The sequence below is a fragment of the Spiroplasma eriocheiris genome, assembly GCF_001029265.1.
Classification (GTDB): Bacteria; Bacillota_I; Bacilli_A; order Mycoplasmatales; family Mycoplasmataceae; genus Spiroplasma; species Spiroplasma eriocheiris.
The window spans coordinates 1,147,334-1,163,272 of sequence record NZ_CP011856.1 but is presented as its reverse complement, the minus strand read 5'-3'; the positions used below and the strand labels follow the sequence as shown (position 1 = coordinate 1,163,272).

13 protein-coding genes are annotated in these 15,939 nt (G+C 31.9%); 12 read left to right on the top strand and 1 reads right to left on the bottom strand.

The annotated features are described in order from the left end of the window. The first annotated feature begins 24 nt into the window (after positions 1-24). The 8 genes from hprK (at position 25) to whiA (ending at position 10,599) form a co-directional block, all read left to right on the top strand. Positions 25-951 (top strand): HPr(Ser) kinase/phosphatase, encoded by a 927-nt coding sequence (gene hprK, locus SERIO_RS05340; protein WP_047791809.1) that lies wholly within the window; start codon positions 25-27, stop codon positions 949-951. 20 nt (positions 952-971) lie between these two features. Next, a complete protein-coding gene (locus SERIO_RS05335) occupies positions 972-2,183 on the top strand; it encodes a prolipoprotein diacylglyceryl transferase (protein ID WP_047791808.1) in 1,212 nt (403 codons plus the stop codon). Next, positions 2,167-3,114, top strand: a complete 948-nt coding sequence (gene trxB / locus SERIO_RS05330) for a thioredoxin-disulfide reductase (RefSeq protein ID WP_047791807.1) — start codon at positions 2,167-2,169, stop codon at positions 3,112-3,114. The genes SERIO_RS05335 and trxB overlap by 17 nt, the downstream gene beginning before the upstream one ends. Before the next feature lie 63 nt (positions 3,115-3,177). Then, positions 3,178-4,413 (top strand): phosphoglycerate kinase, encoded by a 1,236-nt coding sequence (locus tag SERIO_RS05325; protein ID WP_047791806.1) that lies wholly within the window; start codon positions 3,178-3,180, stop codon positions 4,411-4,413. A 154-nt stretch (positions 4,414-4,567) separates the two neighbouring features. Further along, the gene (locus tag SERIO_RS05320; RefSeq protein WP_047791805.1) at positions 4,568-6,472 is read left to right on the top strand and encodes an ABC transporter ATP-binding protein; all 1,905 of its coding nucleotides are present in this window, start codon (positions 4,568-4,570) and stop codon (positions 6,470-6,472) included. 118 nt (positions 6,473-6,590) lie between these two features. After that, complete coding sequence (locus tag SERIO_RS05315; RefSeq protein ID WP_047791804.1) at positions 6,591-7,088, top strand: hypothetical protein; 498 nt, start codon at positions 6,591-6,593, stop codon at positions 7,086-7,088. A 154-nt stretch (positions 7,089-7,242) separates the two neighbouring features. Next, on the top strand, positions 7,243-9,633 hold the full coding sequence (secA, locus tag SERIO_RS05310) for a preprotein translocase subunit SecA (protein WP_047791803.1): 2,391 nt from the start codon (positions 7,243-7,245) through the stop codon (positions 9,631-9,633). Positions 9,634-9,663: 30 nt separating this feature from the next. Beyond that, a complete protein-coding gene (whiA, locus tag SERIO_RS05305; protein WP_047791802.1) occupies positions 9,664-10,599 on the top strand; it encodes a DNA-binding protein WhiA in 936 nt (311 codons plus the stop codon). Here the strand turns inward: whiA and SERIO_RS05300 are convergent, their stop codons facing one another. Beyond that, complete coding sequence (locus SERIO_RS05300) at positions 10,600-10,956, bottom strand: rhodanese-like domain-containing protein (RefSeq protein WP_047791801.1); 357 nt, start codon at positions 10,954-10,956, stop codon at positions 10,600-10,602. 148 nt (positions 10,957-11,104) lie between these two features. Here SERIO_RS05300 and tpiA point away from each other — a divergent pair, with 148 nt between their 5' ends. The 4 genes from tpiA (at position 11,105) to uvrA (ending at position 15,939) form a co-directional block, all read left to right on the top strand. Continuing rightward, complete coding sequence (tpiA, locus tag SERIO_RS05295) at positions 11,105-11,842, top strand: triose-phosphate isomerase (RefSeq protein WP_047791800.1); 738 nt, start codon at positions 11,105-11,107, stop codon at positions 11,840-11,842. 90 nt (positions 11,843-11,932) lie between these two features. Then, a complete protein-coding gene (locus SERIO_RS05290) occupies positions 11,933-12,586 on the top strand; it encodes a hypothetical protein (protein ID WP_047791799.1) in 654 nt (217 codons plus the stop codon). A 54-nt stretch (positions 12,587-12,640) separates the two neighbouring features. Next, positions 12,641-12,964, top strand: a complete 324-nt coding sequence (locus tag SERIO_RS05285) for a hypothetical protein (protein WP_025317745.1) — start codon at positions 12,641-12,643, stop codon at positions 12,962-12,964. A gap of 134 nt (positions 12,965-13,098) precedes the next feature. Next, complete coding sequence (gene uvrA / locus SERIO_RS05280) at positions 13,099-15,939, top strand: excinuclease ABC subunit UvrA (protein WP_047791798.1); 2,841 nt, start codon at positions 13,099-13,101, stop codon at positions 15,937-15,939.

The window sequence follows — 15,939 nt, the reverse complement described above, 5'->3', positions numbered from 1 at the left end:
TAAAGGACATCGGAGGAATTAAAAATGCGTAAATTAGTGGTTAAAGATATTATTAAGAATTTTAATTATCAAGTTTTAGCTGGTGAAAATAGTTTAGAACGTGAGATTAAAGTGTATGGAATTAACCGGGCTGGCTTAGAACTTTCTGGGTTTGACCCTGAAAAGGATAATACTAATCGCCGAGTAATTTTATTATCGCATAAAGAATATTTATATATTTCCACATTAGACCAGCCAACAAGAATTCAACGTTATGAGTTTATTTTAAATGAGCATATCCCAATGATTATTTTAACTGATAAGTTTAATGATGATTTATTAATTAAAATTGCCAATGAACATCAATGTCCTGTGGTAAGGGCTCCGAACATGCCAACTAGTCGGATTTATCAATTATTATTAGAATTTTTTGATGAATATTTTGCCCCCGTTACCGAAGAACATGCTTCTTTAGTAAATGTTTTTGGGAAAGGTGTCTTACTAAAAGGAAAGTCGGGAATTGGTAAATCAGAGATGACCTTAGAACTTGTTAAAAAAAACCACTTATTTGTTGGTGATGATCGCATTCTGTTGATGCAAAAAAATAATAAGATTTATGGCCGTTCCCATGAAATATTAAAAAATTTAATTGAAGTGCGGGGATTGGGGATCATTGATTTAAGTAAAATTTATGGACTCCAAGTTTTATTAGAAGAAACCAGAATTGACCTAATTGTTGAACTAATCCATCTTGATGATGAAGAATATAAATCAATTGATCGATTAGGTTCTGAATATCAATTTATTAAAATCTTTGATAGTTTAGTGCCAACCATCACCATCCCCGTTACTTATGGACGGAATGTTAGTGAACTTGTTGAAACAGCCGTTGCGAAGTTAAAATTAGAAGAAGCGGGGATTTCTTCGACCAAAATCCTGCAGAATCGTTTACACGATAATCTAACAAAATAAATTTAAGGAGGAGTTAGCTTTTGAATTTAAGCACATGAATTGCTCGCGATACATATGCTAATTGATTTCGACCATATTGATTTTTAATATTCTGTGGTTTTGTAATTGTAATTTTAATAACATGGTGAAAATTTCACCAACGGAAAATCCCAACCCAGGGGTTATATATTGGAATTTTTATTTTAGTCCCCTTATCCTTATTTGGAGCTAGTATTTTTGGAAAATTAGATCCGGATCATCCAGTGCCGTTTTATGAGTTATTAGAATTTTGATTGCCCGGAATGAGCATTCATGGGGGATTATTATTTGGTCTCTTTGCTGGTTGAGGTTGGTTTTATTATGAGTCACGACGCACAAATATCTCAATTTGAGTCTATGCTGACTTAATTATTCCCCATATTTTATTAGCACAATCCTTAGGAAGATGAGGGAATTTTTTTAACCACGAAGTAATGGGCGCTCCAACTTCGCGCGAAAGTTTAATGTGGTTACCAGCCTTTATTCGTGATAATATGTTTAAGTGGTATGTTCCAAACCCAATTCCAGATCCGTTTTATCCAACGAAAGCTGTTGGGATTCCAGGTTTTGACTTGGGAGTAGACCCAACCGATTTTGCCCACGTGCAATATTTTCAACCAATTTTCTTATATGAATCATTTGCTAATGTTATTTTATGATTAATTATTGTAGTGGCGGCACCGTTAATTTTTAAATATAGTTATTATCAAAAATTTAAAAAAGAAGAACCAGCATTTACAACATTATCATATAAGGGTGTTTGGGATAAATGATATTATGATCTTAAGATTGACCCAATGGTTGTTAAAAATTTAGGTAACGAAGTTAACTTAAAAAAAATTTATTTTAAAAATAAAAGTCGAATGACAAAAAAAGAACTTGTCATTAATTATTTTAAATATAAGTGAGCACGATTGCAGCAAATTATTAAAGCTGACCATCGGGAGTTAGAAAAAGTTGAAAACCCGCACCGGTTAATTATTTTACGGTGTGGTGTCCAGGCTGGTTTATATGTTGCGGGTTATAATTTAATTCGGATTATTCTTGAAACCCAGCGAACTGGTGATGATCTCTTTCTAACTAATATGCCAGTGTTAGATTTTATTGTAATTGGATTTTTTATTCTATTTGGAATTTTATTAATTATTTTTGCTCAATATATTTCTGTTTATAAATGACGACAAGGAGGATGATTGTATGAAAAACAATACTAATGATATTTATGATATTCTAATTATAGGTGCTGGACCGGGAGGAATGACAGCTGCCATTTATGGAGCCCGCGCAATGGCTAAAATTGCCATGATTGAAAAAGGGGCCCCCGGGGGAAAAATGACCAAAACAAGTGAAATTGAAAATTATCCTGGGTTTGATAGTATACAAGGACCGGAGTTATCAATGAAAATGTTTATGCAAACCCAAAACTTAAATATTCCTTATCTTGGGGACCGGGTTGTAAATATAACTAAACAAATTGATTCTAATTTATTTGAATTAAAATTATTTTCAGGCAAAATTTTATTAAGTAAGGTTGTAATTATTGCCACTGGAACAGTTGAAAGAAAAATTGGTGTTCCTGGTGAGTTAGAATTATATGGGCGTGGTGTATCTTACTGTGCTGTTTGTGATGGGGCTTTATTTAAAAATAAAGATATTCTCGTTGTTGGTGGGGGCTATGCTGCTTTAGAAGAAGCTCTATACTTAACTAAATTTGTTAATAAAGTTTATTTAGTTCATCGTCGCCAAGAGTTTCGTGCGGATGATAATTTACTAGCCAAAGCGAAGAAAAATCCGAAGATAGAATTTATCTTAGATAGTGTCGTTACCAAAATTAATGATCCAAAAGCAAACAAAGTAACAAGTGTTATGATCAAAAATGTCAAAGATAATACTGAACAAGAATTAGTAGTCAGTGCTGTCTTCCCATATATTGGATCAATTCCCATCACTGATTTTGTAAAAGATTTAAATGTGCTAGATGAGAATGGTTATGTTATTACCAATAGTCGTTGTGAAACAAAAGTACCAGGATTATTTGCCGCGGGTGATGTAACAAATACTACCCTTCGCCAAATTGCAACAGCAGTTAGTGATGGGGCAAAAGCAGCCCAGTTTGCAATTGAATATATTGATAATTTAAAATAAAATTATTGATTTTGTTGTAAAATATATATGTTGATATAACATTAGAAAGAAGAGGAAAACTTTATGGCAAAAAAAGAATTAAAAGATGTTGAAGTTGGCTCAAAAAAGGTTTTAGTTAGAGTTGATTTTAATGTGCCAATGAAAGATGGTGTAATTACTGATGATAATAGAATAGTTGCTGCATTACCAACAATTAAATATTTAATTGATCATAATGCAAAAGTTATTTTATTTTCACATTTAGGAAAAGTAAAAACAGAGGCAGATCTAAAAAAACGAGACATTGCTCCAGTGGCAAAGGCGCTTAGCGATAAATTAGGAATGCCCGTTAAATTTGTTAATGCTTTTGAGGGACCAGAATTAGAGGCAGCTATCGCTGGAATGAAGGATAAAGATATTATCTTATTCCAAAATACTCGTTTTGCTGATATTTTGGATGCCAACGGAAAACTAAAAGTTGATGAAAATGGCAACGCCAAGGCAAAACGCGAAAGTAAAAATGATCCGGCCCTAGGAAAATACTGAGCTAGTCTTGGTGATGTTTTTGTTAATGATGCGTTTGGAACTGCACACCGTGCCCATGCTTCAAATGTTGGAATTGCTTCAAACATTGGCGTATCATGTTTAGGGTTCTTAGTGGAAAAAGAAGTTAAAATGTTAGCGCAGGGGGTTGATAATCCAGTGAAACCTTTTGTGGCAATTATTGGGGGTGCAAAAGTTTCTGATAAAATTGGAGTTATTGATCACTTATTAACTAAAGCTGACAAAATTATTATCGGAGGTGGAATGGCATATACATTCTTTGCCGCCCAAGGTCATAAAATTGGAAACTCATTATTAGAAGAAGATAAAATTGGAATTGCTAAAGAATTCTTGGCAAAAGCAAACGGTAAAATTATCTTACCTGTTGATGCTTTAGAAGCACCGGAGTTTGCAGATGTTCCTGCCAAAGTAACCGATGGTGTTGACATTGATGAAGGTTATATGGGATTAGACATCGGACCAAAAACAATTGAATTGTTTAAAAAAGAATTAGCTGGTGCGAAAACTGTCGCATGAAATGGACCAATGGGAGTTTTTGAATTTAGTCATTATAGCAACGGAACCAAAGCAGTGTGTGAAGCAATTGCTCAATTACCAGATGCCTTTACTTTAATTGGTGGTGGTGATTCAGCCGCTGCTGCTATTCAATTAGGATATAAAGATAAATTTACCCACATTTCAACTGGCGGAGGTGCTAGTTTAGAATATATGGAAGGTAAAACTTTACCCGGAATTGAAGCAGTCCAAGATAAATAACCTGATAAAAAACCACGCAAGTGGTTTTTTTATTATTTGATTGTAATTAATAATCCTAAGCAAGAAATTAAAACATAAATTTTTTCGTGTTGTTATTTAGTTTTTATTGATATAATGAAAGAGAGAAAAACATGAGGAAACAAGGAGGCTATTTATGAATAAAAAAAATGAAATAATTGATATTAATGCTTTAGAACATAAATTGTCTGCGGATGCCAACGAGCCCAAACGAGTAAAACCAAAATACCAAACCCCGTTAGAAATGATGAAGGGAATTAAAAAACCAGAGATTGGCTTTTTTAAATTAGTAGCGATTTATTATAAAAGATATTTACTACGATCATTCACAATTATATTAGCCTTGGTAATTTCAGCTGTGGCAATAGTAGCGATTACCTACTTAATTGGTAAACTAATGGATGAAATTTTATTTTATTTTGGTAACGATCCAAACTTACAGAGCACGGGGATTAGTTGATGAGTATGACTAATTATTATAGTAGATTTAATTGTTGCCTTAATTTCAACTAATGTTCGTGAGCGAGTTGGCGGAATGTTGGGACGAACTATTGAAATTGATATTCGAAATGCAGTTTTAAATAACTTAGTCAATTTAAATATCGGTTACTATTCTGATAAAAAAATTGGTGAAACAATTACCAAGTTAATTAATGATACCCAAACAATTGGTGATGAGTCCCAGTTAACACCAGCCAATTTAATTAGCATTCCGATTATTTTCTTTGGAAGTGCAATTTCATTGTTAAACATTGATTGAAAATTAGCATTAATTTGTTTGGGATCAACTTTAGTATTTATGACTGCTATTGCGGTAACTTTCCGTTCACAAGCAGTTGAATCAGAAAATGTTAAAGCAACCATTACAGATGTTAATGGGGATGTTACTGACCGAATTGGGGCGGTGGCCTTAATTAAAGCAACGGGAACCGAAGAATATGAACGAGTTCGTTTTGAAACAATTCATAAGGAATATTACCGCGTTAATAAAAAATTAAACCGGATTCAAGCGCGGATGACCACAATTATTATTATTTGTGCCTTAGCTTTAACTGTTATTGTTTTGGTTGCTAGTATTGGATTATATGGAGGAAAAGGAAAAGAAAGTACTGACCATATGATTCGTATTTTACCTTCGTTTATTACTGGTGTTAATACTTTGGCCTTTCCCATTTGAACATTAGTAGGGCTAGTACCCGGGTTAGCACGAGCAACAGCATCAACAAAACGGGTAATGCGGTTAATTCGAGTTTCTTCAACAATTAATCCTAACTTAGATGCTCCTAAAATAGAAAGTATTGAAGGAGATATTGTTTTAAAAGATATCACCTTTGAATATCCTGAAAAACCAGGAGTTACCATTTTACCCAAAACAAATCTTGTTTTTGAAGCTGGTAAAAGTTATGCCTTTGTGGGGGAGACCGGTAGTGGGAAGTCAACAATTTCAAAATTATTATTACGTTTTTATGACCCAACGACTGGAGAAGTCCTAGTTAATAATACTGATTTAAAAACTTTGAATTTACCAAGTTATTTAACACATATTGGCTATGTTGAACAAGAACCAAAAATTTTATACGGTGATGTTATTTATAATGTTAAATATGGAAAATTTGATGCCACTGAAGAAGAAGTTATTGCTGCATGTAAAAAAGCGGAGTTACATGATTTAGTAATGGGATGAAGAGATGGTTATCAAACAATTTTAGGAGAACGGGGATTTATGCTTTCTGGTGGTCAAAAACAACGGTTAGTAATTGCCCGGATGATTTTAAAAAATCCGCAAGTTTTAATTCTTGATGAGGCAACCAGTGCATTAGATAATATTGTTGAAAAAGAAATTCAAGCCGAGTTAGAAAAATTAATGGTTGGTAAAACAACAATTTCAATTGCTCACCGATTAAGTACTATTAAAAATGCAGATCAAATTTTTGTGTTAGGAAAAGGAACTGGAATTATTCAACAAGGAACCTTTAAAGAATTAATTAGTAAAGAAGAACCATTTTTACAATTATACAAAGCTGGTAATCAAACCGAATAACTGTCGCAATTTTATCAAAAATTACCAAATTTTATTTTAGAAATTTTATAAATAAAATGAGAGCATTGTTTCTTTTCTGAATAATTATTAAAATTTTAATTAGATAAGGAGGAAATTTATGAAAAAAATGCTTTCATTTTTTGCGTTAGCAAGTATTATTACCGGACCAAGTGGACTGCTCGTGAGTTGTCATAACCCCCAACCACTAAGCAAGATTACTAATGAAATTGTTGCTATTAATGATGGTTTTCGTGAATTGCGTTATGATCCAGCGAACCAAATTTTTGTTTCATTAAACTTTAGTGAAATAATTCCTTTACATGACAATGATAAGATGTTAGATTTTATAACAGGTAGGTTAGGAATTAATGTGCAAGAAGATAAAATTGATGATATCATTCCGTTTCCCACCCAAAAAGATTTGTATGTGACAACAAATCCCCAAGAATTATTTTTCCCTGAACATCCATTAATTCAAGATGTTTTTAAAGGTTTAAAAAAACAAATTACAGTTAAAAATATTGCTTTTAATGTTAGCCACTTTACAATTAAAACAATTGATAATAACCAAATAACTTTCTTTTGAAATTATTTATATTTAAATGCTACAAGATAGTTATTATTTAGCAAAGAAATTATTCTTTGCTTTTTATTTGTCAATAATGTTTCCTTGATTTCTCACCGATAAGTATATTAATTCTAATGGTCTGGAAAAATTATGATAGAATAAATATGAATGTTTTATTTAAAAAGGAAAAAGGAGAAATACAATGGCGGCAAGTGATAAAAGAATTGTCAAAAAACATGGTAAAAAAGCTGATCGGATTATGGCAATGGATAGTGCCATGCAAGCATTGCCAGATGAACAATTAAAAGCTAAAACAACAGAGTTTAAAAAAAGATTATCAGAAGGTGAAACATTAGATGATTTATTAATTGAAGCTTTTGCAGTTGCTCGGGAAGCAGCGCGCCGAATCTTAGGTTTACACGCGTATCGAGTGCAATTAATCGGAGGAATTGTTCTCCACGAGGGTGATGTTGGTGAGATGAAAACCGGGGAAGGGAAAACTTTAACGGCTTTAATGCCAACCTATTTAAATGCGTTAGATGGTAAAGGAGTCCATGTTATTACTGTTAATGAGTACTTATCAAAACGGGACTCGGAAATTAATGGCCAAGTTTTAAATTTCTTAGGTTTAACCGTTGGATTAAACTTACGTAGTGGTAATAAGAATGAAAAACGTGCTGCTTATAGTTGTGATGTTACTTATACAACTAATGCTGAATTAGGATTTGATTATTTACGTGATAATATGGTAAAAGAATACGGCGATAAAGTTCAACGAGGCCTAAATTTTGCAATTATTGATGAAGCTGACTCTATTTTAATTGATGAATCCCGAACACCATTGATTATTTCAGGGGGAAGAAAAAACCGTACTCCCCAGTATATGGCCGCTGATCAATTTGCTAAATCATTAAAAAAAGATGACGATGTGGAAATTGATTTAGAAACTAAACAAGTTTATTTGACACCTGAGGGAATTACAAAAGCTGAAAAAATGTTTTCTATTAATTCATTATTTGATATTCAAAATACTGAATTATATCACTTAATTTTAAATGCGTTAAAAGCTAATTTTGTCTTTAAAAATGGGGTAGAATATGTTGTTCAAAATGGTGAAATTGTGTTAGTTGATCAATTTACGGGACGGTTAATGCCTGGAAGAGCATATAGTGATGGGTTACACCAAGCTATTCAAGCAAAAGAAAATGTTAATATTGAACAAGAAACTGTGACAATGGCAACCATTACTTACCAAAATTTTTTCCGATTATATAATAAATTGAGTGGGATGACAGGGACTGCGAAAACAGAAGAAGAAGAATTTATTAAAATCTATAATATGCGAGTTGTTCAGATTCCAACTAATAAACCAGTAATTCGGAAAGATGAACCAGATTATATGTTTGCTAACCGTGATGCTAAAATGAAAGCGTTAATGGCAGAAATTTTGGCGTTGCATGAAAAGGGGCAACCAATTTTAATTGGGACAACTTCTGTAGAATCTTCTGAAATTGTTTCCCACTATTTAAAAAATGCTAATTTAAAATTTGAAATGTTAAATGCTAAAAATCATGAGCGTGAAGCAGACATTATTGCTAAGGCTGGTGCCAAAGGGGCAATTACCTTAGCTACCAATATGGCCGGACGGGGAACTGATATTAAACTTGGCGATGGTGTTGTAGAGTTAGGCGGATTAGCTGTTTTTGGTGTTGAACGAAATGAAGCTCGAAGAATTGATAACCAGTTACGGGGACGTTCAGGTCGGCAAGGAGATCCTGGTTTTTCAAGATTTTATGTTGCGATGGATGATGAATTGATGTTACGTTTTGGCGGCGAACGGCTAAGAAAAATTTTTGGGCGTTTAGGTAGTGATTTCATTCAATCACGGATGTTAACAAGAGCAATTTCAAATGCCCAAAAAAAAGTAGAAGGAATGAACTTTGATCAACGAAAGAATATTTTAGATTATGATAATGTTTTAGCCCAACACCGCGAAGCTATGTATGCACGAAGAGACCAAATTTTAACTGCTAGTGATTTAAAACCAATCATCAAAAAAATGCAATATTCTGCTGCGTATGATTTAACCAGAATGTTTGGGAATGAATCACATGGTGAGTGGTTTATCCGTTATGATGATTTAATTAAAGGAATTAATGGGAAGGTTGTTGTTGAAAATTCAATTACCAAAGCAGATTTAGAAAAATTAAACCGTCAAGAAATTGCTAAGTTAATTAGTGAAAAAATGTATGAGTTTTATTTAAAAAGAACAGAAGATGTACCTGCTGATGTAATGACCCAAATTGAACGGGGAGCAATTATTATGGCTTTTGATGAATATTGAACCCAACATATTGACCAAGCTTCAAAATTACGAAGCGGAATTTATTTACGTAGTTATGCCCAAACTAACCCATTACATGCTTATGTTGAAGAAGCAGCTAAATTATTTGAACATATGCAATTAACAATTGCCCATGATGTTGTTATTAAGTTAGCAAATGTTGTTATTCGCAGAGTTGAAAATCAAGCGCAAGTAGAACCGTTAAATGATTCAGAACAAGAAGTGCGCGAATTTAAACAAAAAGGTTAAAATCAAGATTATTGTAAAGGGGTGGTGAAAATGAGTTTTGCTCTAAGTGTTAAAGAGGAAGTTGTTAAAAAATCATTTGCGCCTTGCTGTCAGAAAGCTTTTCTGGGAGGTTTCACTAAATATAATATGAAATTAAATATTAGTGACCATTATTTTAATTTTGAAGTTAGTTCAATTAGCAATCCCGTTATTCGAGCAATATATACTTTTTTTCGTCACTCTTTTGATGCGGAAATTGAAACAATTATAGTTCAATCTAATAAATTAAAAAAACATAAAACATTTATTTTAAAAATTAAAAAAAATGCACGTTATATTTTAGAAGCATTACATGTTTATGACTTAGCTCACCACCAAAAAATTATTGAAATTCCTGATGAATGAGAAGAACATTGCCAACGGGCTTATATCGCCGGAATCTTTGTTGCTTGTGGGAGTGTTAATTCACCGGACACTAGTAACTACCATTTAGAAGTTCAGTTCAGTGAAGAACCATCGGCGTTATATTTTAAAAAGTTATTAAGTAAATACCGTTTTTTATTTAAAATTACTAAACGTTATGATAAATATGTCTGCTATATTAAGAAATCTTTTCTGGTTTCTGATTTTTTAAAGTTAATTGATGCAATTAATAGTGTGCTAGCATTTGAAGACACTAGAATTTCGCGTGATATGACTAATAGTATTAATCGCCTAAATAATATTGAAATTTCTAATCAGCAAAAATCAACGAAGGCAGGAATTGAACAAGTGATGATGATTAATTATTTAGTTGACCATAATCTTTTTGATGAACTTAACGAAAATACCAAAAAATTAGCGTATCAACGGCTTGCTAATCCAGAATCATCTTTGCAAGAATTATCTGATCTTTTATATGATAAATATAATTTAGAATTATCAAAATCAGGAGTAAACCATTTATCCCGCGAAATTAAAAAAATATATTATGAAAATTTAAAATAATTAGTCAATGGGAGAATAAGTAAGATATTCATCATACTCAGGAGTTTCGTGTAATTTTTTTCAGCCTCCATCAAGAATATAAACTTTAAAATTATGTTTTCGTAACAATTTATATAAATCTAAGTGACTACGCCCCCCTTGTGAAATAAACAAGATTTTTTTATTTTTATCAATTTTTTTATGATAAAGTAATTTAAATAAATGATGAGGGACATTGATGCTGTTAATAACGTGGCTTTCTTTTCAATCTTCTTTTGGCCGCACATCAACTACTAGTCATTTTGGGGAAGTAATAATTTTGGGCAATTTTTTTAATTGTTTAGTATTATATTTCATCTGAAAAGAACTAAAAAACATCAAGGTGTCCTCCATTTCTAATTAATATTATTATAGCATTTAGAATTAATAAAAAAGGGAATAATAAATTTAGTTATTTACTTTAATAATATTATAAGTATATAATTAAAATGTTATTTAAAAATAATATAGAAAGAGATGGTAAACAATGAGAAAACCAATTATTATTGGAAATTGAAAAATGCATAAAACAGTGGGAGAAACTGCTGATTTTATTCAAGCAGTTGATAAAGAAGTTGCCGAAATTGCGGTGGAAGCCGGGGTGGGAGTACCCTTTACTAGTTTAGCGGTTGCTAAGGAAAACGCAAAAAATTTAATTATTGCTGCGCAAAACTGTCATTTTGAAAGTCAAGGAGCCTTTACCGGGGAAATTTCAGTGGAAATGCTACAAGATTTAAACATTACGCATGTTATTATTGGTCACTCTGAACGTCGTGAAATGTTTAACGAGACTGATGAAACTGTTAATAAAAAAGCAAAAAAACTATTAGCCAAGGGAATGGTACCAATTATTTGTTGTGGGGAAACCATAGCACAGTATGAAAAAAAACAAACAAATGAAGTTGTTACTCGTCAAATTGAAAAAGCCTTAGCAGGTATTAATGAAGAAGATGTTAAAACAATTGTTATTGCTTATGAGCCAATTTGAGCAATTGGAACTGGAAAAACTGCCACCGCGCAAATTGCCCAAGATGTTTGTCGTGTAATTCGTGATAAAATAGCTAGCTTATATGATGATGTCGTTGCTAATGATGTTCGGATTCAATATGGGGGTAGTGTTAAACCAGATAATATTAAAGAATTATTAAGTCAAACTGATATTGATGGTGCTTTAGTTGGTGGTGCTAGTTTAGAACCAAGTTCGTTTTTAAGTTTAGTAAAATAATAAGTCAACTAATAAAATTGCTATTGAAAAATAGCAATTTTATTTTGTTTAAAATATGATAAAATTAAACTAATATAGGTGGTCACAGTAATGGAAACTATTAAAGTATCATTTTTAATTGATGAATTAACTAATATTTATAATACGTATAAAATCCCGAGTTTACAAAATAATATTATGATTTGTTTGGATATTTTAAAGTATTATGATTTTAATGATGATAATAACCGCAAATTTGCAGGTTATGTTTTAAGAATGATGTATGTTCTGAAAGCAAAATTAGAAGATAATATTGATTTAACAACAGATTTATCTAACCTAGTGGGGAAAGGCTATGCCAGTGGGGATAAAAGAAGTGTTTTTCATCGCCGTGAAGAAAAAGACCCCATAGAATTTGAAAGTGAACTTGAAGAATTTATTACCCGGAATTATTTTGATGAAGAATATGAACGTTTAAACCGTACAATTATTAAAAATAAAACAAAATTAGTTGGTTCAGAAAATAATTCAGTTGTTGGTTATAACTATCAAAAGTTATTAATTCATACCATTACGCTGCTTGATTCTACCGAATTGGTTTTACGGTTACAATTAATTGTTTTACAATTGATCAAAACATTAAACACGAACAAAGAAGTTTACCAGGATAAAATTATGGTACTCAATAATCAGGTTGAAACTACAATTACCAGTCGTGATAACTATTTAGAAAGATATAATCAATTAAACAAGACAAATTTCTAAAAGTATAGTAAAATTAAATATATATCATATTTAGAAAATACGGAGGGATATATAATGAAACCAGAATTAATCCAATTATTACAAGAAATTAAGTTAAAAATGAACGATGAGAAATTGTTTGATTCATTTTTAGGTGAAATTCTTAATGAAGCAAATTATAATAACTATTATGAACAATCAGTTGCTAATGAAGAAATTGCCGAGCAACTAGTAGAAATTTATTTTATTGAAATTTATAAAGATGATGAAGAATTGACTGATTTAGAAGATAAAATCATGAAAATTCTATTTTACTTAGAAGGTGATGAAAAACTGGTAAGTAGTTATAGTCAATACATTGATACCAAAGTATCAGAAATGAAAAAAGAATTAAAATAAAATAACAAAAAAGAGTGTTCAGTTGATAACTCTTTTTTCTTTTCAGATTTTTATTTTTAAAAAATATTTATTAAATTAACTTTCTATATTACAATATTAAATAGAATGAGTTTACAAGAGGAGAACTATCAAAAATGAGCAAAGATAAAATAATTGTTAAAGGGGCCCGGGAAAATAATTTAAAAAACATTAATGTTGAGATTCCCAAAAATAAATTAGTTGTTTTTACTGGATTATCAGGAAGTGGGAAATCTTCCTTAGCATTTAATACAATTTATGCAGAAGGACGACGAAGATATATTGAAAGCTTATCTAGTTATGCCCGCCAGTTTTTGGGAGGCAATGAAAAACCAGATGTTGATGCAATTGAGGGCCTATCACCCGCCATTTCGATTGACCAAAAAACGACTAGTCATAATCCCCGTAGTACCGTGGGGACTGTGACAGAAATTTATGATTACTTAAGATTATTATATGCCCGGGTAGGAACCCCTTATTGTATTAATGGTCACGGAGTTATTAAATCAGTGACAATCAAAGAAATTATTAATAATTTAAAACAACAAGTAAAAGTAGAAGATAAATTAATGATTTTATCCCCCATTGTCCGTGACAAAAAGGGAAGTTTTAAAGATCTTTTTTTACGATTAAAACAAGAAAGCTTTTTACGGGTAAAGGTTAATGATGAAATTAAATCCTTAGATGATGAAATTGAACTAGATAAAAATAAACGTCAAAATATTGACATTGTCATTGATCGGATTGTTTTTCGTGATAATGAAGATATGATTAGCCGGATTCATGATGCAATTGAAATTGCTTTAAAATATGGTGATTCGTTAGTTAAAATTGATTTGCTTGATCATAACAAAGAATTATTATTTTCAACAAATTATTCATGCAGTATTTGTGGTTTTGTAATTCCTGAGCTAGAACCGCGATTATTTTCATTTAACTCCCCAACGGGTGCTTGTTATGAATGTAAAGGATTAGGAGTTAAATTAGAAGTCGATGAAGAGTTATTAATTCCTAATCGTCGCTTAACAATTTTACAAGGAGGAATTGTTTATTTAAAAAATATTGTTAATACAACTAATATTGAATGACAAAAATTTAAAGTATTAGCTAATCACTATCATATTCCTTTAGACCAGCCAATTGAAGATTTACCCCGCGAACAATTACAATATTTAATTCGTGGTAGTGATGAACCAATTGAATATAACATTCGCACTGCTAGTGGAAATACAATGCGGGGATATGATTATATTGAAGGTATTGGTCAGTTAATTGAACGCCGTTATACCGAAACAACTAGTGAATCAGCCCGAGAATATTATAAACAATTTATGGCGGACAAAAAATGTACTACTTGTCAAGGCAAACGATTAAATGAATTGCCCCTAGCGGTTAAAATCAATAATTTAAATATTGCTGATTTTACTGATTTATCAGTTGAAGATGAGCTACAATTTGTTTTAAACCTAAGTTTAACCGAAACACAACAAGAAATTGCCCGGCTAATTATTAATGAATTAGTTAACCGTCTTGATTTCTTGAACCGTGTTGGACTTAGCTATTTAACATTATCAAGAAATGCCCAAACTTTATCGGGAGGAGAAGCCCAACGAATTCGTTTAGCAACCCAAATTGGAAGTCAACTAACGGGAGTTTTATATGTATTGGATGAGCCTTCAATTGGTTTACACCAACGTGATAATGATATGCTAATTGATACTTTAAAAAGTCTACGTGATTTAGGAAATACATTAATTGTCGTTGAACATGATGAAGATACTATCATGGCTAGTGACTATATTGTTGATATTGGTCCCGCGGCCGGAATTAATGGTGGGGAAGTAGTTGCTATTGGAACCGTCGATGATATTATGGCTAATCCTCAATCAATTACTGGGAAATATTTAAAAGGGGAAGAAACCATTGAAGTTCCGAAAACCCGTCGTGGGGGGAATGGCTTAACTTTGGAAATTAAAGGAGCCCGGGAAAATAATTTAAAAAATATTAATGTGATAATTCCTTTAAATAAATTTATTTGTTTAACTGGTGTCTCGGGAAGCGGGAAATCAACCTTAATGAATGAAATTTTATGAAAAGGAATTAAAAAGAACCTTGGTAATTTAACTGAACGCCCAGGTGCCCATGATAAAATTGTAGGAATTGATAATATTGATAAAGTTATTAATATTTCGCAAGATCCAATTGGGAAAACCCCCCGTAGTAACCCGGCCACTTATACTTCTGTTTTTGATGATATTCGGGATTTATTTGCCGGGACACCGGAAGCCAAAGCCCGTGGTTATTTAAAAGGACGATTTTCATTTAATGTTCCCGGTGGTCGTTGTGAAAATTGCCAAGGGGATGGTATTATTAAAATTTCAATGCATTTTTTACCGACAGTTTTTGTTCAATGTGAAGTTTGTGAAGGAAAACGTTACAATGATGAAACTTTAATGGTAAAATACAAAGAAAAAAATATTTATGATGTGTTGGAAATGACCGTTGACCAAGCATGTGTCTTTTTTGAAAAGCAACCAAAAATTAAACAAAAATTAACCACAATGCAAGAAGTTGGTTTAGGGTATATTAAATTAGGTCAATCAGCAACAGAATTATCCGGAGGGGAAGCCCAGCGGGTAAAATTATCAACCTTTTTATTAAAAAGAGCAACTGGAAAAACATTATTTCTATTAGATGAACCAACTACTGGTTTACATATTGATGATGTTAAAAGATTATTAAAAGTTTTAAACCGAATTGTCGATAATGGTGATACGGTTATTACGATTGAACATAATTTAGATGTTATTAAAGTTGCTGATTATATTATTGATTTAGGACCAAACGGCGGGGTCGGGGGTGGCCAAATTGTGGCCACTGGAACACCCGAACAATTTGCCAAAAAAACTGATGTTAGTTATACCGCGAAGTATTTGAAAAAAATGTTGGAGAAGTAA